The organism is Nocardioides sp. Root190 (assembly GCF_001428565.1).
Taxonomy (GTDB): domain Bacteria; phylum Actinomycetota; class Actinomycetes; order Propionibacteriales; family Nocardioidaceae; genus Nocardioides.
On sequence record NZ_LMIA01000012.1, the window covers coordinates 427,847 to 448,145 of the forward strand.

12 protein-coding genes are annotated in these 20,299 nt (G+C 71.6%); 3 read left to right on the top strand and 9 right to left on the bottom strand.

Annotated features, from left to right (window positions below; translation table 11 throughout):
- Positions 1-33: 33 nt before the first annotated feature.
- The 8 genes from ASE01_RS20535 to ASE01_RS20570 form a co-directional block, all read right to left on the bottom strand.
- Positions 34-204 (bottom strand): hypothetical protein, encoded by a 171-nt coding sequence (locus ASE01_RS20535; protein WP_157537635.1) that lies wholly within the window; start codon positions 202-204, stop codon positions 34-36.
- Positions 205-380: 176 nt separating this feature from the next.
- Positions 381-2,678, bottom strand: a complete 2,298-nt coding sequence (locus tag ASE01_RS20540; RefSeq protein WP_056756865.1) for a transglutaminaseTgpA domain-containing protein — start codon at positions 2,676-2,678, stop codon at positions 381-383.
- On the bottom strand, positions 2,675-3,964 hold the full coding sequence (locus ASE01_RS20545; protein WP_056756867.1) for a DUF58 domain-containing protein: 1,290 nt from the start codon (positions 3,962-3,964) through the stop codon (positions 2,675-2,677). The genes ASE01_RS20540 and ASE01_RS20545 overlap by 4 nt, the downstream gene beginning before the upstream one ends.
- 65 nt (positions 3,965-4,029) lie before the next feature.
- Positions 4,030-5,001, bottom strand: a complete 972-nt coding sequence (locus ASE01_RS20550; protein ID WP_056756871.1) for an AAA family ATPase — start codon at positions 4,999-5,001, stop codon at positions 4,030-4,032.
- A 58-nt stretch (positions 5,002-5,059) separates the two neighbouring features.
- Entirely contained in the window at positions 5,060-11,284 is a 6,225-nt protein-coding gene (locus ASE01_RS20555) for an Ig-like domain-containing protein (RefSeq protein WP_157537637.1), read from the bottom strand.
- A 66-nt stretch (positions 11,285-11,350) separates the two neighbouring features.
- Positions 11,351-12,988, bottom strand: coding sequence for a serine/threonine-protein kinase (locus ASE01_RS20560; protein ID WP_056756877.1), 1,638 nt, complete (start codon positions 12,986-12,988; stop codon positions 11,351-11,353).
- Positions 12,989-12,995: 7 nt separating this feature from the next.
- Positions 12,996-14,111: a potassium channel family protein gene (locus ASE01_RS20565; RefSeq protein ID WP_056756880.1), complete on the bottom strand. Its 1,116-nt coding sequence runs from the start codon at positions 14,109-14,111 to the stop codon at positions 12,996-12,998.
- A 10-nt stretch (positions 14,112-14,121) separates the two neighbouring features.
- Positions 14,122-15,105 carry a YihY/virulence factor BrkB family protein gene (locus tag ASE01_RS20570; protein WP_056756882.1) on the bottom strand — a complete coding sequence of 328 codons (984 nt, stop codon included), beginning with the start codon at positions 15,103-15,105 and terminating at the stop codon, positions 14,122-14,124.
- A gap of 90 nt (positions 15,106-15,195) precedes the next feature.
- On the opposite strand from ASE01_RS20570, the gene ASE01_RS20575 reads away from it, so the two are divergent.
- On the top strand, positions 15,196-16,347 hold the full coding sequence (locus tag ASE01_RS20575; protein ID WP_056756885.1) for a phosphotransferase: 1,152 nt from the start codon (positions 15,196-15,198) through the stop codon (positions 16,345-16,347).
- On the opposite strand, the gene ASE01_RS20580 is transcribed toward ASE01_RS20575, so the two are convergent.
- Entirely contained in the window at positions 16,335-17,708 is a 1,374-nt protein-coding gene (locus ASE01_RS20580) for a cation:dicarboxylate symporter family transporter (RefSeq protein WP_056756888.1), read from the bottom strand. The two genes, ASE01_RS20575 and ASE01_RS20580, sit on opposite strands and share 13 nt — an antisense overlap.
- A gap of 136 nt (positions 17,709-17,844) precedes the next feature.
- Between ASE01_RS20580 and ASE01_RS20585 the strand changes: the two genes are divergently transcribed.
- Together ASE01_RS20585 and ASE01_RS20590 are read left to right on the top strand one after the other, a co-directional pair.
- Entirely contained in the window at positions 17,845-19,449 is a 1,605-nt protein-coding gene (locus ASE01_RS20585) for a sensor histidine kinase (protein WP_235536122.1), read from the top strand.
- Complete coding sequence (locus tag ASE01_RS20590) at positions 19,446-20,138, top strand: response regulator (protein ID WP_056756894.1); 693 nt, start codon at positions 19,446-19,448, stop codon at positions 20,136-20,138. Before ASE01_RS20585 ends, ASE01_RS20590 begins: the two co-directional genes overlap by 4 nt.
- The last annotated feature ends 161 nt before the right edge of the window (positions 20,139-20,299 follow it).

Consider the following 20,299-nt stretch of genomic DNA (forward strand, 5'->3'; position numbering starts at 1 on the left):
GATGCAACCCTGCGCGAGCCGACACCGACCGGCTCAGCTCGCGACGAGGCCGACCTCGCCCGCGCACTCGTTGCAGCGGGTGCGGCGCTCGTGCTGCTCGGGAGGAGCCTCCAGCAACTTCCGGTACCACCGGGTCTGCTCGGTGCGCCGGTAGCAGCGAGGACACCATTCGTGTCTGACCCACGGTCCGTAGTCCTTGCCCATGGCCCACAGCATGGCGGGGACGCGAGGTCCACGTCGCGCGACACCACCCAGTATTCGCAGGGGTGAGACAGGTCTGCCCGATCGTCGTGCGCCGGCCTAGTCCCGATGAGTCATCAGGAGGGGCGACGGTCCTGGATGTACGCCGCCGGCCAGACGATCTGCGCGCAGGACTCAGGTCAGGACGTGCCCGGCCGACGCCGCAGCCTTCGGGGCACCAGGCGACTCCATCGCTGCCCCCACCGGGCACGAGAGGACCGCAGCCCCTGCCGCCACGGCACCGACGCGGGTGAGAAGCCGGCCCACCACCGTCGCCACCACGGGGTGGCACGACGCATCCGCTTGACGGCCGTACCCACGTCGGCCCAGTACGCCGTGACGTCGGCCTCGCTCGGAGCCCCGAGGCCGAACACGTGCCGGTCGGCCTCGACGGCCAGCGAGGACGTGTCGACGGTCTCGAACCGCTCGGCGAGGGCCAGGCCGCTCTCGCGGCGGGTGTGCCCCTCGGGCAGCCGGACACCGAGATCGCGAGCCCGGTCGGTGAGCTCGCGCCAACCGCCGCTGAGCCGGTCCACCGGGTCGCTCGCGCGGCGCCGCCGACGGCGACGCAGTCGCTTCACGAGCAGGATCAGCCACAGCGGGGCGAGCAGGAGGACGATCCGCAGCACCCACCACAGGATCCCGAGGATGCGCAGGATCAGGTCCCAGATCTCGTCCGAGGAGTCGCTCCCGCTGCCGTCCGGCGGGACTCCCTGGACGTCGGCAGGTTCCTGCGGCAGGACCGGGGGCTGGACGACGTACGGCTGCGGCACCTCGTCGGGCGAGTCGTCCAGCGGCGGCGGCGTGCGGTCCTCGGGCGGCGTCGGGTCGAAGCGCATCCAGCCGCGGCCCTCGAAGGGCACCTCGACCCAGGCGGCGATGTCGTCGCCGGTCACGACACCTCCCGAACGGACCTGCTCGAAGCCGAGCACGACCCGCGCGGGGATGCCCTGCCGCTGGACGACGTAGGCGAGCGCGGAGGCGTACTGCTCGTCGTTGCCGACCATCCGGCCCGGGTCCTGCGCCAGGTCGGCCAGCCTCTTGGCGCCGTGTCCCGAGGCGGAGTAGCCGAACTGCTTCGGGTCGAGACCGTCGTTGAAGTAGCCCTCCTGGAACCCGCGGGTCAGGGTGACCACCCGCTCGTAGTCGGTCGCGACACGTCCCCGGCCGAGCCAGGTCGCGGCGAGCTCGTCGAGGGGCTCGATCGCGAAGTCCATCGAGGCGATCCCGACCGAGCGGTCCGCACTGGTCGCCCGGGCGTCGTTGGTGCAGCTCGCGCCGGTCCCCCAGTCGACCCGGTAGGCGTCGCCCTCGCGGGCGCCGCCGCGCTCCGCGAGTGCGCCGGAGGAGGTGTTGATCAGCAGCTCGCGACCGGCGTCCGGTGCCGCGTCCTCGGTCCGGGACGCGCCCTCGGCCGTCCCGACCGTCGGCACCCAGGTGCCCCGGTAGTCGTCGACGGTCACGCTGATCGCGTCACCGCGCTCGGAGGCGGGTGCCGGCCCGAAGGCACTCGACCCGGTCCGCTGGTCCGAGGTCGAGACGTTCCACACGATGCCGTCGAAGGTGTCCATCGTCGCCAGCCGCACGCACGGGTCGCCCGCCGGCAGGCCCTCGAACGTGAACAGGGCGTCGGTCTTGTGCTCCTTGTAGTAGGAGCGGTACGCCGCCAGCGGGCTCTTGAAGTCCAGCTCCGACAACGGAGGCTCCACGTGGTCGCGCAGGACGTCGCGAGTGCGCGGCTCCGGCGCGATCGCCGTCGCTCCCCAGCCCACGACACCGGCCACACCGAGGACGGCCGTGCCGAGGGCGATCCGGCGCACCCAGGAGGTCGAGAGGTGGCGCAGCGAGCGCCATCGGGTCCACACCAGCAGGACGACGAGCAGGAGTGCGCCCCGAACGACCGGCAGCTCGGTCTCGCGGGTGCCGAAGGCAGCAGCGAGCGCGTACATCACCACCACGACGAGACCAGCGGCGCCGGGCCAGCGGCTGCGCCACAGGAAGGTCGCTGCCGACGCACCGCCGACGAGTGCGACGAGGAAGGGCACGACCAGCTCACCGCGCTCCGACCCGAGCGGGACGGGAAGGGTCAGCACGGTCCGCCAGGACTCGACGACGCCGGTCACCAGCGCACGCTCGGCCCCGGGGGTCGGCAGGACGCCACCCAGGGCCTGGTCAGGGACGGCCGCAGCGGGGCCGACGAGGAGGTAGCCGAGGGCGAGCGCGACGGCGCTCAGCAGCGGCCCCCAGCGCAGCTGGCGAGCCAGTGCGGTGAGCCCGGCGCCGACGAGCAGGCCGGCAGCCGCGGCCGCCACCCACCGCGAGCCGCCGTAGGCGTCACCGAGGGGCAGCAGGGCCAGGGCCCCCGCCAGGGCCAGCAGCAGCGCGTCCGCCGCGAACAGGCGGACGCCGGGACGGGTGTCGTCCTGGAGGACGGTCATGCGCCCAGCCTCCGCACGGCCGGCGGCAGGTCCTCGAGCCGGCCCAGAGTGGCCAGGTCCAGGTCGCCCATCGAGCGCATCACCAGGTCCGCGTCGATCCGGCTGCGGACGACGACGGTCCGCACGTCCGGCCCGAGGTGGCGGCGCGCCGCGCGGAGGTCGGCGGCGTCGGTGACCGAACCGCACACGAGGATCGCGACGCTCGCCCCGTGGACGTCACGGCCGAGGCGACGCAGGCCACCGGACAGGCGGGGCGCGCTCGCGTCGTACCCGACCCCGGAGAGCTGGTCGAGCAGCAGCGTCGCGTGGTCGGAGCGCAGGTGGGCGGTCGAGGTCATCGCGGACAGGGTGTGGCCGTCGCGGATGGTCTGGGCGCCCAGCGAGCCGACGACCGAGACGGCGAGCTCGAACTCGTCGTCGTCGGCGTAGTCCTCGAGACGGGTGCTCAGCGCGACGAGGAGGTGCGCGCGGCGGGTCTCCTCGAACTGGCGCACCATGAGCGTGCCGGTCCGGGCGGTCGACTTCCAGTGGACGAAGCGCCGGTCGTCGCCGGGGACGTACTCGCGCAGGGCGTGGAAGGACACGTCGTTGTCCGAGAGCTTGCGAATGGTCAGGCCCTCGAGATCACGCACGAACCCTGCGGCGGAACCCTCCACGAGGACGGTCCGCGGATGGACGTGGAGCAGCTGGGCGTCGGTGACCTCGTGGTCGCGACGCAGCAGCAGGAACGGGTCGGCGCGTACGGCGCGCACTGGACCGAGGTCGAGGATCGCGCGACGGGTGGTCGGGATCGCGAACAGCTCCTCGTGGGTGCCACCACCCGGCAGGGAGGGTACGTCGAAGGCCGCCACTCCCCTGCCGACCGGGAGCTCGACCATGGTCGGCAACGCACGCCGTCCGCCGGGGTTGGTCAGGATCAGCCGTCCGTTGGCGCGCTCGCCGACCACGACCCGCTCGCGGGTCAGGTCCAGCTGGGCCTGCAGCCGGGGACGGCCGACGACGAACACCGCGCAAGCAGCAAGGAGGACCACCAGCGCCACACCGGTGAAACGGAGCTCGGTCCAGCCCAGGCGCCAGCCGGCGACCAGCGCGACGACGGCCAGCAGGAGCAGTCCCCGGGCGGCGGGCGACACGACGTCGGTGACCGGGGCGACGGCCTCGCGGGGACGGGCAGTGCGCGTGCGGGCACGCTCACGCAGCCCGAAGGCCGCGCTCGTGCCGCGTCGCCGCAGCCCGACGGCGCGACGGCGCCAGGCGCGCGTCGTCCGGTCGCCCGCTTCGCTCATCAGCCTTCCCCGTTCATCCCGTCACGCCCCGTTCATCCCGTCACGCCCCGTTCATCCCGTCACGCTCACGCCGTCGCTCGCTCCTGCGGCGCGGGGACGGTGGCGAGGATCCGCTCGACGACCTTCTCGCTGGTCAGGCCGCGGAACTCCTCCTCGGGGTCCAGCACCATCCGGTGCGCGAGCACCGGGACGGCGAGCGACTTGATGTCGTCGGGAACGACGTAGTTGCGCCCGGCGGCAGCGGCCCAGATCCGCGAGGCGGCGATGAGTCCGAGGCCTGCGCGCACCGAGCAGCCGAGCCGCACGTCAGCGGCGTGCCGGGTCTCCTCGCAGAGCCGCGCGACGTACTCGAGCAGCGAGGTCTCCGTGTGCACCTGCTCGCCGAGCTCGATCATGCTCACGACGTGCTCACTGCTGATGATGGCGCCGAGACCGGCACCGTGACGGCCGCTCTTGGGGTTGCTGAGGATGGCGACGGTGCTGGCCAGGTCGGGGTAGCCCAGCGAGGTCTTCATCAGGAACCGGTCGAGCTGCGCCTCGGGCAGTCGGTAGGTCCCGGCCTGCTCGATCGGGTTCTGCGTCGCGATCACCATGAACGGACGCGCCACCTTGTGGGTGACGCCGTCGACGGTGACCTGGTTCTCCTCCATGACCTCCAGCAGCGCCGACTGCGTCTTGGGCGAAGCGCGGTTGATCTCGTCGGCGAGCACGACGTTGGCGAAGATCGGTCCCTTGCGGAACTCGAAGCGGTGCGAGGCCTGGTCGTAGATCGTCACACCCGTGACGTCGCTCGGCAGCAGGTCCGGGGTGAACTGGATGCGGTGCTGCTCACCGTGCAGCGTCTGCGCCATCGCCCGCGCCAGCGAGGTCTTCCCCGTGCCGGGGAAGTCCTCGAGCAGCAGGTGTCCCTCGGCCAGCAGGCAGGTGAAGGCGAGCTGCACGACGTGGGTCTTGCCGACGAGGGCGCGCTCGACGTTGCCGACCAGCTGGCCGAACGTCGAGGCGAACCACTCGCTCTGCTGGGGCGTGAGGGTCACGGAAGGCTCCTTCTGATGGGGGTACGACGAGCGGTGTGCGGCCCGGTGCACGGCTCGGTCACGGTGAGCCCGATCCGGAGACGCCGCCGGCCGTGACGGTGACCGGCTGGGGGAAGCCGGTGTACCAGCTGTTCGACGACGCGTCCGCGCGCCCGTCGCCGCCGGTGGTGACGCACTTGTTGCTGGACCACGGATCGCCTGCCTGGACCGCCGTTCCGCAGTACTGCGTGCCCGACTTGAAGCCGACGAGGCGGAAGTGGATGTAGCGGCAGCGACCGGTGCTGGTGTTGGGCGAGGTGCAACCACCGATGCTGGCGCCGGCGTCGGAGAAGTAGACGTCGACCTGGCGCGCATCGGCGTTGTCGCACTTCTTCGCGCTCCAGTCCGACCAGCCGCCTGCCGCCGTCCGCTTGCGGACGGCGAAGCAGGCCTGGTCGCCGCCCTGGGCGGTGTCGACCGGCGTGGTGCCGCCCCCGGTGGCCGGCACGAGCACCGCGCTGTCGCCCGTCGAGGAGATGTCGAAGTCGGTGTTGGTGATCGCCCGACCGTTGCCGTCGCCGGCGTTGTAGGTGAACGACACCTGCCGGTAGCCCGGATTGACGTTGGTGATCGTCGGCGGGATCGGCTTCGCGTACGGATCGAAGTTCCCGCCCTCGCCGGCCGACCCTGCGACCTCGCCCTGCCCGGTCGGCTGGGTGATCGGCGTCAACCGGACCGACTGGTTCTGGGCGGCGCTCAGGAACGGGACGTCGAAGGCCGCACCTGCGCCCTCGGCCTGGGTCGGCGCCGGGACCCGCCCGGTCCAGCCGTCGGACGTGCGCACGTCGTACGCCGTCACGGGGAACCCGCCGTTGTCCGAGGGCGTGGTGAAGCTGACCCGCCCCTTGTACGCCGACGTGGAGCTCGTGCACCCGACGCAGTCGCTCGCCTTGGTGATGCCGCTGGGTGCCTTCGCCTTGTCCCAGGCCACCTTCGCCTCGGACTGGGGCGACCAGGCATCAGCCGTGCCGGAGCGGTTCGTGGCGCGGACCTGCGCGGTGTAGCTGTGGCCGTTCTCGACGTCGAAGGACCGACTGGTCGTGCCGCCGTCGACGGTGACCGTGGTGAGGTCGGCGCCGTCGACGAGCACCTTCACGTCGTAGCTGAGGACCGTGTCGTAGCCGTTGTCCGGCTCCCCCAACGCGGGCCAGGACACCGTCAGGTAGCCCTTGCCGTCGTCGTTCGGCGGCTCGGCCACCATCCCCGGAGCGGCCATCGTGCCCGGCTTGGTGAACGGGACGCCCTGCGCGGACGGCGGCGACATCGGGCCCTCACCGGCGTCGTTCACCGCGAGGATCTGGAACGTGTACGACGTGCCGTTGGCCAGGCCGTCCCAGACCAGCGAGCGGTCGCCCGGACCTGCCTGCCGGGGTGTGGTGGCCGGGTTGGAAACGAGCTTGTAGCCGCTGATGTCCGAGCCCTCGTTGGGCGGCGGCGTCCAGCGCAGGCGGAGCTTGCCGTTGCGGTCGGTGAAGGCGTCCTCGATCACCGGCGCGGTCATCTGTCCCGGCACCTCGTCGGGCGTGACCGGGCTGGAGGCGGCACTCGGGTCGCTGACGCCGATGTCGTTGACCGCCTCGACCGTGAAGCGGTAGGTCTCACCCGGATCGAGACCGTCGACGAGGCACTGGGTCGCGACACACTCCTGGTCGCCGCCGTTCCACCGCACGACGTACCCGGTGATCGGGCTGCCGTTGTCGGAGGGCGCCGTCCAGGTCAGCTGGACCGAGTCCGGACCGCCCTGGACGGCCCGGGGTGCGTTGGGGCGCTCGGGCGGACCGGCGACGGTGATCACGACCCGGCTGGAGACCTGGCGCTCGACCTCGCCCGAGCCGTCGTCCATCGTGTAGGCCACCACGATCTCGCCGGCGTCGTCAGGCGTGACGCGCAGGACCGTTCCGGAGGCCGACGGCGTGCTCGCCGGGCCCGTCGAGCTGACGTCGACGACCTCGTTGGACTCCTCGATCGGGTCCTCGAGCACGGCCGCGGCGAGGTCGATCTCCACGACCTTGCCGACCTCCGCATCGGGGATCTCCAGCTCGCGCAGGCGCATCAGCGGCTGCGCGGCCGCGTTGTCCTCGGCGCCGATGACACTCACCCTGACCCGGCCGGTGCCGGGGTCGGCGTCGCCGTCGTCCGCGGAGACGGTCAGCTCCACCTCGCCGCTCACGGCGTCGTCGGGAGCGCTGATGCTCAGCACGTCGTCGTCGATGGCGGTGTCCACGTCGGTGTCGGCGTCGTCCTCGGCGGCGACCTCGAAGGACAGCTCGTCGCCCTCGTTGATGTCCGAGGCCAGGCGCGCGAGGTCGACGGTGACCGGGTCGCCGCCGGCGAAGACCACCACGTCGGTCGAGCGGACCGTGGGCGCGACGTTCTCGGACGGCAGCACCGTGAGCGGGACGGTGATCTGGGACTGCAGCGAGTCGGGGTCGTTCTGGTCCTCGCCGTCCAGGACGCCGAGGGTCATCGAGGCGGCACCGTAGTAGGACGCGGGTGCCAGGAACTCGAGCTTCGTCGCGCTGACGGCCCGGGCGTCGCCGTGCGCAGCGGTGATCCGGTCGGTCCGGGCGACCTTCGGGGTGCGGCCGGCGCGGACCACGACGACGTCGTCGAGCTCGATGGACGCCTTCTCCCCGGCCGTGACCTCGACCGGAACGGCCTCGGAGTCCAGCACCGGCGGCATGCTGTCAGTGCCGGCGACGTAGACGAACCCGAACGACGACTGGTCGGTCGCGTCGGTGACGCGGTACGGGACGACCTGCGACTCCTTGGCGACGGTGATCCTCAGCTTGCGGTCGACGACCGACGCCACGGCCGCGTCCGGGGCCTCGAGCACGAGGTCCGCCTTCGAACCGTCAAGGTCGCCGTCGTTGTCGAGGACGTCGACGTCGACCGTGTCGCCGGCCTGCTTGCCCTCGAGCAAGCTGGAGTCGGCGACGTCGTCCTGGGTGATCGGCGCGTGGTCCGGCGCGTCCTCGCGGACGGTGACCGTGAGGAAGCCCGAGGAGGACGCACCGAGACCGTCGGAGACGGCGTACTCCGCGACCTTGTCGACCTCCTGCTGCCCGTCGAGGGAGGGGACGTCGACCTCGACCGTCGCCCCGTCCAGACGCATCGCGCCGCCGACGTCGCCGGTGGCGTCGGCGAGCTCGTGGAAGCCGGCCTCGTCGAGGACGAGCGGGTCGCCGTCGGGGTCGGAGTCGTTCTGCAGCACGGGGTAGTTGATGGTGAGCCCCGGCTTGACCAGCACCTGGTCGTCGAGCGCCGCAGGCGCCTGGTTGACGGCGCTGCGGGGCGCGACACCGATCCGCACGTCGGCGGTGGAGGACAGGCCGTAGGGATCGGTCACCTGGATCTTGAAGGAGTCGGTGCCCGTGGCGCCGTCGCCCTCGAAGGGCTCGTACTCGAACCAGTCCGCGCCCGAGCGCAGGATCCGGCCGAGCGACGGCGGCTCGACCAGCGAGGTGTAGACGACCGGGTCGCCGTCGGGGTCGGCGCCGAAGGCCGCCACGGGCACCCGGATCGCGTGACCGGTGACGGTGCGGTCCTCGATGGGTCGCGGCTGCGGCGCCTGGTTGTCCTCGGCGTTGTCGGGCTTGATGTTGAGCACCAGGCGGGTGTCGGCGCGCACGCCCTCGACGTCGCGGACGCCGTACCCGATCTGCAGCTGGCTGGTCCCGTCGTCCGGAACGAGCACGCGGATCGACTGGCCCGTCGCCACGATCGGCACGGTGCCCTCCTCGATCACCTTGCGCAGGGCGTCGACGTCGAAGAGGTCCTGCTGGCCCACCGTGAGCCGGTCGCCGTCGGGGTCGGAGTCGTTCTCGACGACGGGGATGTCGATGACGGTGCCGGCCCGCACCGTGACGACGTCCTCCACCGCGGTGGGGCGGCGGTTGCGTCCGCGGTCCGCGCTGGTCACGGCGATCGCGCCGCTCACCTGGTCGCTGCGGCCGTCGGAGAGGAGGTAGGTCAGCTCGGGCCGGCGTCCCTCGAGGTCTCCGGTCACCTCCACCCGCACGAACCGCTTGTTGATCAGGGAGGCCTTGACCACGCCCACGTCGGCCGGTGCGACCTCCACGCCCTGCACGATGAGGACGTCGCCGTCGGGGTCGGCGTCGTTGGCGAGGACGTCGACGAGCACCGAGCCGTCGGGGCGGACCGCGGCGATGTCGCGGGTGGCGACCGGCGGCCGGTTCGCGCCCGACGCCGGCTGCACGTCGACCCGGATCAGGGTCGGCTTCGACGTCCGTCCGTTGGCCGAGCTCGACGAGTACTCGAGGTAGTAGGTGCCGTGCTGGTCGGCACGGAAGGTCGCGGTGCCGCGAGCGGCGTCGCGCGACAGGGTCGCGGGACCTCCGGAGACCTTCGCGAGCGTGGGCAGCGCGAGCTGTCCGCCGAGCGGGTCGATGTCGTTCTTGACCGGCTCGAGCAGGATCGTGGAGCCCACGACACCGGTGAAGTGGTCCGCGACCGCCTGGGGCGCCGCGGTCTCGGGGTCCTCGACCTTGACGGTCACGGTGCCCTCGGCGACGGCGCCACCGCCGCGTACCTTGAACTCGATGGTCTCGGTGCCCGGGCCCTCGTCCTCGTCGGTGAAGTCGATCGTCCCGTCGGGACGGAAACCGACCTCACCACCCTCGCTCGTCGCCCCGACCAGCGCGAGCGAGTCGCCTTCCGGGTCGATCCACGCGGGCAGGACGTTCAGCGAGGAGTCGTGGCCCGCAGCGACGTGGAGGACGTTCTCCTGGTCCTTGATGAGCTCCGGCGCCTCGTCGGTCCCGTCGCCCTGGAGCGTGAGCTTCACGGTCGCCTTGGACGACGGGTTCTCGGGGTGGCCGTCGGTGATCTCGTAGTCGAAGCTCAGCGTGCCCGTCGCGTTCGGACCGACCTTGACCTGCACCTGGGTGCCCTCGCCGACGACGCTGTACGTCGCGTCCTTCGTGCTCGCCGGTGGTTGCTTGAGGGTCAGGATGTCGCCGTCGGGGTCGACGTCGTTGAGCGTCACCGGCAGGATCACCGTCGCGCCGGCTCGGGCGCCGAACTCGTCGTCCTCGGCCTTCGGGGGCTGGTTGCGGGGTCGGTCGCGGACCTCCTCCTGGACCTTCGCCTCCTGGGGGTCCTTGGCGTTCGGGTCGATCGAGTCCCAGTTGTCGACCCTGGTCAGGCCGTCCTCCTGCACCATCCAGGCGCTGCCGTTGGCGACGTCGTTGAGGACGACGACGTCACGGTTGCTGCGGAAGGTCAGCAGCGACGCATCGGTCAGCGGCGTGATCTCCCCGCTGAACGGGTCGGCGGAGCCACAGAGTCGCTGGTAGTTGTCGGTGCCGGGGTCGTTCCAGGCGGCGTGGGTGCAACCGTCCACCACCGCGGGGGCGGCGGGCGTCCCGTCGACGTCGATCGTGGACACCTTCTCGGCGTCACCACCGTCGAGCGGGACCGACCAGACCGCGGTCTCGGTGGCGACCTGGGCCACCTCGGACTCAGGTCCGACCTGCTGCAGGACCGGGCTGTCGCCGTCGATGCGGACCGGGTCCTTGCCCGGGAGCAGGACCTCGTCGTAGCGAAGGACCACGGGGACCTCACCGACTGCGGTCAGCTCCGGGTCGTCGAGGAAGTCCTCGTCGAAGTCGAACTGCTCCCCCTGGACGGGCAGTCCGGTGGCGTCGAGTCCCCACGCCGTGACCCGGTGCCTGGCCCGGTCCAGGACGAGAGCCGTGCCTGCGGTGGTCACCGCGATGCTGCTGCGGGGCGAGACCTCCGTGTCGGGCGGTGCACTCTCCAGCCCCTCGAGGCGGTCGGCACGGCGCAACCACACCCGTCCGGTCGCGTCGTCGATCACCGCGACCGTCGTACGGCCGGCGGCGGCCTCGTACGTCGCCGGCAGCGGCACCGGACGCGCCACTCCGGCGAGCACGTCGACCACGGACACGGTGCGCGCGACGTTGCCGCCGCCGTCATCGAAGACCTGGACGCTGCCGGCCTCCTGGAAGACATCGGTGCTGGTCGTCGTGGTGACCACGCCGAGCTCCAGCTCACCGACCTGGGAGTTCAGACGGGCCATCAGGCCGCGGTCGGAGTTGGTGACCCACACGCCGCCGTCATTGAGGTCGACGTCGTGGATCGGCTCGCCGTCGTACTGGATCGCGAGGACTGCGACGGTGCCGGCCAGCAGCGTCAGCACAGCACCCTGCGCGACGCGCCTCCGGCGCGCTCCACGGCTCCGAGCCCGCAGCGTCGACACGCGTGCTCCCCTCGTCAAGTACAGCGCATCCGGCGCTCAGTAAACATCACTCAGGAAGCAGGAGCGTCATCGTGCCACGACGCACTCCGTCAACGGTGTCGAGATCTGGGACTCACGGACCGTGGAGATCGAGATGCAGACCTGCTCCCCCGCCTTCGCCGGGACCGCGAGCGAGGACTCCTCGCCGCGGGTCTCCTCGGCCAGACCGGCCAGCGTCGCACCGGTCTCCACCAGGAAGGCGTCGCCGGGTTGCGGCGCCGGATTGGTCCAGCTGAACCGGATCCGTCCGCCTGCCTGGCGGACCTCGAGCTCGGTCGGCTGCACGGGGCCGCCGACGATCAGCGACGGCTCGTCGATGCTCTCATCGGGTCCGTCGTCCTGCGGCGCCGGGGCCGGGTCGTCGGCCAGCAGGGCCACGGCGACGACACCGCCCACCACCGCGGTCACGAGGAGACCGGCGAGCAGTCCCCACGGCGTACGACGGGGCGCACGAGGGTCGGTCTGCGGTGCCGGTGCGCCGCCCGGCGAGGATCCCGGCACCCATCCCGGCCCCGTCCCGGGAGCGGGTGGCGCGGGAGGCCGCGGCCCCAGCGGACGGCGCATGGTCCCGGGCAACGCCGGCAGCCCCGGGAGGTCGGGCATCTTGCGGATCGTGTCCGGCTCGGGCACCGCGCCGCGGTCCTGGACCCCGGTGTCCTCGTCGGCGCCGGTGATCTCGCGCGGTCGCAGCAGCGCTCCGCGAGCGGCGAACTCGTCGGGGACGATGATCGAGATCGGCCGGACGACGGTGTGGCCGTCATCGCTGGCGGTGACGCGCCGGGAGGCGGGCGAGGCGTCCAGCACCTCGAGCCGGGTCATCGGGAGCTGCAGCTCGACCTGCACCTGCTGCACGGCCTGCGCGAAGGCCATCGCCGAGGCGGGCCGGTCGTCGAGCCGCTTCGACATCGACCGCAGGAGGAGCGCGTTGAGCGAGTCCGGGACGTCGTCGCGGAGCACGCGGGAGGGTTCCTGACGCTCGATCCGGTCGATCAGGTCGGTCGTGTCGTTGGCGCCGCCGGGGATCTCGTGGGGTGCGCGACCGGCCAGCAGGGAGTAGACCGTCGCCGCGAGCGAGTAGACGTCGCTGCGCACGTCCAGCAGCGTCGGGTCGAGGAACGCCTCGAGCGGCGACCAGGGCACCGAGACGGCATCGCTGCCGCCACCGGCGACACCGGCGACCGTGGCGATCCCGAAGTCGGTGAGCAGCGGGGCGCCGTACGCGCTGGTCAGGATGTTGTGCGGCTTGATGTCGCGGTGCAGGATCCCCACCCGGTGGGCGGTCTCGACCGCGCTCGCCACCTTCACCGCGATGTCGAGCACCTCCGGCACGGCCAGGCGCTCGCTGCGGAACCGGTGCCCGACGTGCGGCGGCGGGCAGAACTCCATGACCAGGTAGGCATGGCCGGAGGCGCTGACGTCGGCCTGGAAGATCGGCACGATCGACGGGTGCCCGGAGAGCTGGGCCATGACGTTGGCCTCGGCCCGGAACTGGGCGACCCCCGCCGGGCTGGAGGACTCCCGGAGCACCTTGACCGCCACCTGCCGGGCAGGGAACTCCTGCCGGTACAGGTGGACGTCGGCGAAACCGCCGGTGCCGATCGGCCCGACGTAGGTCAGGCCGGCCAGCAGTGGTGGCGGGCCCGAACCAGCCATCGAACTGGCCATGGAACGCTCAGTCCTCGTCCGTCGCGAAGTCCTCGTTGTGCGTGCCCGGGCGCGGCGCCCACGGCAGCTCCTTCGCCGGTCGTACGACGACGAGGCGGTCGCCGCGCGCGAGGAGGGTCACGACGGGGTCGAAGTAGCGGTAGACCTTCTCGTCGCGGACGACGGCGATGACCTGGTCGGGCAGCGACTGGGGCGGCATGCCGACCTCGTTGACCAGCAGCTCCCGCTCGGCGACCTCGAGCCCGTCGCCGTAGCTCAGCAGGTCCTCCATGACCTGGCCGAGGGTCGGCGACAGTGTGGAGAGGCCGAGCAGTCGCCCGACCGCGTCGGAGGACGTGATGACCGAGTCGGCGCCTGACTGCCGCATCAGCGGGGCGTTCTCGTGCTCGCTCACCGACGCCACGATCCAGGCGTCCGGGTTGAGCTGGCGCACGGTGAGCGCCGCGAGGACGTTGGAGTCGTCGCGACCAGTGGTGATGATGACCTGGTCGGCCTCGGCGACACCGGCACGCTGCAGGACGCCACGACGGGTCGCATCCCCCGTGATCACGGCCAGCTGGTCGGCGTGGGCGTCGGCGAGCGCGATCGGGCTCGGGTCGACGACGACGACGTGGTCGCGGTCCAACCCGTTGTTGACCAGGGTCTCGACGGCGCTGCGGCCCTTGGTGCCGTAGCCGATGACGACGACGTGGTGTCCCATGTTCTTCCTCCAACGGGCGATCCGGAACATCTCGCGTCCACGCTGGGCCAGCACCTCGAGGGTGGTGCCGATCAACAGGACGAGGAACGCGATGCGGGCGGGCGTGATGATGAACGCGTTGACCAGACGCGCCGGATCGCTGACCGGCGCGATGTCGCCGTATCCGGTCGTGCTGAGGGTGACGGTCGTGTAGTAGATCGCGTCGATCAGGGAGATCGTGCCGTAGGGGTCCTCGACGGTCGCGTCCCCGGCGTCGCGGTAGCCCTCCCGGTCGAGGTAGACCAGCAGCACCGTGCCGACCAGGATCGCCATCGCGGCGAGGAGCCGGCGACCGAGCTCCCACCACGGGGAGCGGGTCCGTTCGGGCAGTGCGATGCGCCCCACGGTCGGGGTGTGTGCCGAACCTCCTGCGACGTCGCCCACGGCCCGGAACCTACTCCACCGGATCCGGAGCACGGCGAAGCAGGCGGCTCATCAGCTCGCGGCGCGCCCGCTGGGTGCTCTCCTGGGGGAACACCTCGTCGAACGCGGCGTTGACGCCCGCGCCGATCAGCACGGCCAGCGCGGCGATGTAGAGCCAGATCAGGATGGCGATGGGCGCGGCCAACGGTCCGTAGATCGAGTGCGAGTCCTGGGCGGTCACGGTGAGGATCCAGCGCAGCAGGTAGGACCCGCCGATCCAGCTGACGAGCGAGAAGGTGGCCCCCGGCAGGTTGAAGCTCCAGTTCGTCCGGACCGGCACGGAGACGTGGTAGAGCGTGGCGAGGAAGCAGATGCAGATCACCACGATCAGCGGCCAGTAGAACTCCATCAGGAACTCGGCCCGGTTGGGGAGCCAGGACCGCACGAGCTTCGGGCCCGCGACGACCAGGGGCAGCGTGATCGCGCCGGTGATGACGGCGAGGATGTAGAGCACGAAGGCCAGCGCCCGCGTCTTGACGATCCCCCGGTGGCCGCCGAGCCCGTGCATGATCGTGATGGTGTCGACGAAGACGTTCAGGGCACGGGACCCGGACCAGAGCGCCAGCACGAACCCGAGCGAGATGACGTCGAAGCGACCGCCCTCCAGCACGTCATTCATCGTCGGGACGATCACGCGGTTGACCGCGGTGTCGGTGAGGAACGCCGAGAAGAGGTCGATGACGGCCCGGCGGACCTCGTCGACCTGCGCGGCGGTGAAGTGGGTGGTCACGTAGCCGACGCCGCCGGCCAGCGCGAAGATCAGCGGCGGCACCGACAGCACCGCGAAGAAGGCGCCCTCGGCTGCCATTCCGGTGACGCGGTAGCGCAGGCAGGAGCTCACCGTGCTCACGACGAGGCGCCAGAACAGCTGGCCGAAGCGGCGGACCCGATCGGTCGGCTGATCGGTCGGCTGATCGGTCGGAGCAGGCGCGTCGCTGCCCACCTCGTCCGCCATGGCTCCACGCTATCTGTCACGAGTGACGGACTCCGGCATCCCGAGCGGCCTAGCATCGGGTGATCTGCATCGCTCAGGTCGGAGGTCCCCATGCACGAGCGCTCCGCACTCGGTGCCGCTGACGTCCCCGACGACACGCTCGCGTCGATGGTGGCCGACCTGCTCCAGACCGGCGACGCGCCGCTGAGCCTGCTGTCGTCGTACGCCGAGGAGGTGCCCTACGAGATCCCGGCCATCACGACGGCAGGGCGGTGGTGGGTCCGGGGCGAGGTGTCGGTGGACGGGCACCGTCACGGTTTCGCGCTCTTCGTGAAACAGGTGCACGAGTGGTCCCGCTCGCCCTTCTTCGCCCACCTGCCGCCCGAGATCCAGCCCTGGGCGGCCGCCCAGGTGCCGTGGCGGACCGAGGGTGCGGTCTACCGCTCGGACCTCGGCGACCACCTGCCCGCCGGACTCGCGCTCCCGCGAGCGGTCGGCGTGCACGACATCGACGACCTGTCCTACTCCGTGTGGCTGGAGGTCGTCCCGATCGAGGACGTCGCGTGGGACCTCGACCGCGATCGCCGTGCGGCCCACCTGCTCGGCCGCTTCGCCGCGCACCCCGGCGTCCGCGAGCGGGTCGGGATCGGCGATCACGAGTGGGACATCACGAGCTACGTCGAGGGCCGGCTGCGCTTCCAGGTCCTGCCGATGCTCGGCGAGGACGCCATCTGGCAGCACCCGCTGGTGGAGCCGGGCTTCGGTGACCTGCGCGACCGGCTGACACAGGCCGCTGCCGACGTCGACGCGATCGCGGCGGAGCTCATGGAGCTGCCGCTCCTGGCGGGCCACGGCGACGCCTGCGCCAACAACCTGCTGGTGCGACCGGGCCGGACCGGTTTCACGATGATCGACTTCGGCTTCTTCACCCACCTGCCGGTCGGCTTCGACCTCGGCCAGCTGCTGGTCGGGGACGTCCAGCTCGGGAAGCGCTCCGCGCACGACCTGCTCGAACGCGACGAGGCGTGCCTGGCGTCGTACGTCGACGGGCTGGCCGTCGAAGGATTCGACATCGCGATCGAGGTGGTCCGACGTGCGCACGCCCTGCAGCTGGTCCTGTTCACCGCACTCTCGTCGCTGCCGTTCGAGGTGCTCGATGCCGAGCCGGACGAACAGCTGCGGGCGATGGCGGCCTCGAGAGCCGCCATCGCCCGACATTCACTGGACCTGCTGGACCAGACCGGCCCAGCTCAGACCGGCTGAGCCTCGCGCGGGCGCTCCGCCTCCAGCTGCTCCGTCGGCGGCTCCGCGTCGTCGTCGACCATCGTGGTCTCGTCGAACGGGTCCGCACCGGACAGGGCACGGTCCAGCTGGTCGCGGTCGATGCTGCCGGTCCAGTGACCGACCAGGACCGTGCCGACGGCGTTGCCGGCGAAGTTGGTGAGCGCCCGGGCCTCCGACATGAAGCGATCGATGCCGACGATCAGGCCGACGCCGTCGACGAGCTCGGGACGGTGCGACTGCAGACCACCGGCGAGGACGGCCATGCCGGAGCCGGTGACACCCGCAGCGCCCTTGGCGGCGATCATCATGAACAGCAGCAGCGAGATCTGCTCGCTGATGGCGAGCGGGGTGCCAACGGCCTCGGCGATGAAGATCGACGCCATCGTCAGGTAGATCGCCGTGCCGTCGAGGTTGAAGGAGTAGCCCGTCGGGACGACCACGCCGACGGTGGTCTTGTCGATGCCGGCGTGCTCGAGCTTCGCAATGACCCGCGGCAGGGCGGACTCGGAGGACGACGTCGCCAGGATCAGCAGGAACTCGCGACCGAGGTAGCGCAGCAGGGCGAAGATGTTGATCCCGGTCGTGACCTTGAGCAGCAGGCCGAGCACGATGAAGACGAAGAGCAGGCACGTGATGTAGAAGCCGATCATCAGGACCGCGAGGCTCTTCAGCGCGTCTGCGCCGCCCGCGCCGACCACGGCGGCCATCGCGCCGAAGGCGCCGATCGGAGCTGCCCACATGATCATCCCGAGCAGGCGGAACACCAGGCGCTGGACGTGACCCACCACGACGAGGACCGGAGCGCCGGCGGAGCCCATCCGCTGCAGTGCGAAGCCGACGAGCAGGGCGACCAGCAGGGTCTGCAGCACGCTGCCGCTGGTCAGCGAGCTGAACAGCGACGTGGGGATGATCCCCAGCAGGAACGCGGTGGTGTCGGCGTGCCCCTCGGCCGCCTTCTCCTGCGCGATCGCAGCGCCGTCCGCGGTGATCTGCAGACCGTCGCCCGGGTGCAGGAGGTTGCCGACGACCATGCCGATCGTCAGGGCGACCGTCGACATCACCAGGAAGTAGACGAGGGCGAGTCCGCCGACCCGGCCGACCTTGGCCGCGCTGGCGACCGAGCCGACACCGAGGACGATCGTGCAGAAGATGATGGGCTGGATCATCATCTTGATCAGGTTCACGAAGCCCTCGCCGAGCGGCTTCAGCTCGAGCGCGAAGCCCGGGAACAGCAGGCCGGTCGCGATACCGAGCAGCACCGCGCCGATCACGGCGAGGTACAGGTAGTGCGTGGCGCGTGAGCCCTGCTTGGGCTGCGCTGCCGTGGTGGTGGATGTCATGGGTTCCTCCTGGTCCGGGGCCCACGCCGGGGCCACGAGCCACTCTGGTTCGAACCGTGACGGCGGTCACCGTTGTGTTCGTTGTGTTCGTGGCGCAGGTCACACCTCCCGCCCTGCGGTGGGCAAGAATGGCGACGTGCCTCGACCCCGCCTGCTCCGCGACCGGTCGGTCGCGCGCCAGGTGCTGCTGCTCCAGGTCGGGAGCGTGCTGCTCCTCGTCCTGATCGGGATCCTGATGGCTTCGTACGACGCCCGGCGGGACTCGCGCAGCCGGGCGACCCAGCGCGCGGTGGCCGTCGCCCAGACCGTCGCCGACTCCCCCACCGTCAGCGAGGCGCTCGCCAGCGTCGATCCGACGCCGCAGCTCCAGCCCTGGACCGAACGGGTCCGACGCGACACCGACACCGACTTCGTCGTGGTGATGGCGCTGGACCGCACCCGCTACACGCACACCGACCCCACCCAGATCGGCCGCCCCTTCGTCGGCGACCTCGGTGGCGCGCCGGAGGGCGAGGTCTTCACCCAGGAGTACACGGGAACCCTCGGTCCGTCGGTGCGTTCGGTCGTGCCGGTCGAGGACGACGGCCGGGTGGTCGCCCTGGTGTCGGTCGGCATCACGGTCAGCGACATCAACCGCGGACTGCGCCGCGACGTCACCATCGTGGCGCTGGTCGGCGGTCTGGTGCTGATCGTCGGCGTCGGGGGTGCCGTGCTGTTGAGCCGGCGGCTGCACCGGCTCACCCACGGGCTCGGGGAGCAGGAGCTGGCGCGGATGTACGAGTACTACTCCGCGGTCCTGCACTCGGTGCGCGAAGGCCTGCTCCTGCTCGACGGAGAGGGCCGGGTGCAGCTGGTCAACGACGAGGCACGACGACTGCTCGCGCTGCCCGACGACGTCATCGGCACCCCCATCGAGGAGCTGGGCCTCGCGCCCGGGCTCGTCGCTGCCGCCCGGGCTCGCACGGCGGAGTCCGACGACCTCTACCTGGCTGGCGAACGCATCCTCGTCGTCTCCTCGGCGCCGGCCCGCTGGGAAGGGCGCGACGTGGGCTCCGTGGTGACCTTGCGCGACCACACCGAGCTGCGCTCGGTCACCGGTGAGCTCGAGGTCGTGCGCCGGCTCACCGAGTCCCTGCGCTCGCAGAACCACGAGTCGGCCAACCGGCTCCACACCGTCGTGTCCCTGATCGAGATGGGTCGCTCGGAGGACGCCGTCGCGTTCGCGACCGACGAGTTGCACCTCGCGCAGCTGCTCACCGACCAGGTCGTGGACGCGGTCGACGACCCCGTGGTCGCAGCGCTGCTCCTGGGCAAGTCGGCCGAAGCGGCCGAGCACGGCGTGGACCTCCGGGTCGAGGGCGAGCTCCCGCCGGACAGCGGGGTGCCCGCTCGCGACCTGGTGACCGTGCTCGGCAACCTCCTCGACAATGCCTTCGACGCCGTCGGACCGGTCACGGAGCGCCGCGTGCAGGTCACGTTGGGCGGCGGCCCGGTGGGCGACGCGCACACCGTCCGGATCATCGTCGGCGACAGCGGCCCCGGCCTCCCACCCGGCGACACCGAGCGCGTCCTGGACCGCGGCTGGACCACCAAGGCGACGCCCGGCACCGGCCGTGGCCTGGGTCTGGCCCTGGTGGTCCAGGTCGCCCGTCGCCACGGCGGCAGCGTCGACGTGGGCCGCTCGGACCTCGGCGGCGCGGAGTTCACGGTGCTGCTGCGGCCGACCGGGTCCCCCTCGTGACCGTCCGGGTCCTCGTGGTCGAGGACGAGGCGCTGGCCGCAGAGGCGCACGCGGCGTACGTCGCCCGGGTGCCCGGCTTCGAGCTCGCCGGCGTCGCCCGGTCGGCCCGCGACGCGGTCCGGGCGCTCGACAACGCACAGGCGGCCGGGACGCCGGTCGACCTGGTGCTGCTCGACATGAACCTGCCCGACGGGCACGGGCTGGGCCTGCTCGCCGGTCTGCGCGGTGCCGGGCACGTCTGCGACGTCATCGCCGTGACCGCGGCGCGCGACACCAAGGTCGTGCGCCAGGCCGTGGTGCAGGGCGTCGTCCTCTACCTGCTCAAGCCGTTCACCTTTGCGACCTTCCGCTCCAAGCTCGAGCAGTACGCCGACTACCGCGCCCGGATGGACGCAGCACCCGCCGAGGTCGTCCAGGACGAGGTCGACCAGCTCCTCGGCTCCCTGCGCCCGACCGGCAGCGCTCCACTCCCCAAGGGGATGAGCGCCGAGACCCTGCGCACGGTGACCACGGCGCTCAGAGAGGCCGGGGGCGAGCTGTCGGCGAGCGAGGTCGCCGCCACCGTCGGTGCCTCCCGCGTCACCGCGCGGCGCTACCTCGAGCACCTCGCCGACCAGGGCCTGGCCGCGCGCGGCGTCCGCTACGGAGCCAGCGGCGGCCGACCGGAGGTCAGCTACAGCTGGCAGTGAGCACCGCTCGTTGGTCGAGGAGGCCGCCCGCGGCCGTCTCGAGACCTCCGGGCACGGTGCACACGTTGGTCGAGGAGGCCGCCCGCGGCCGTCTCGAGACTGTGAGGCTTGGCATGCAGCCTTGGTGGTGATGGGCTGTGGTCGGTGACCACGGGCGTGAC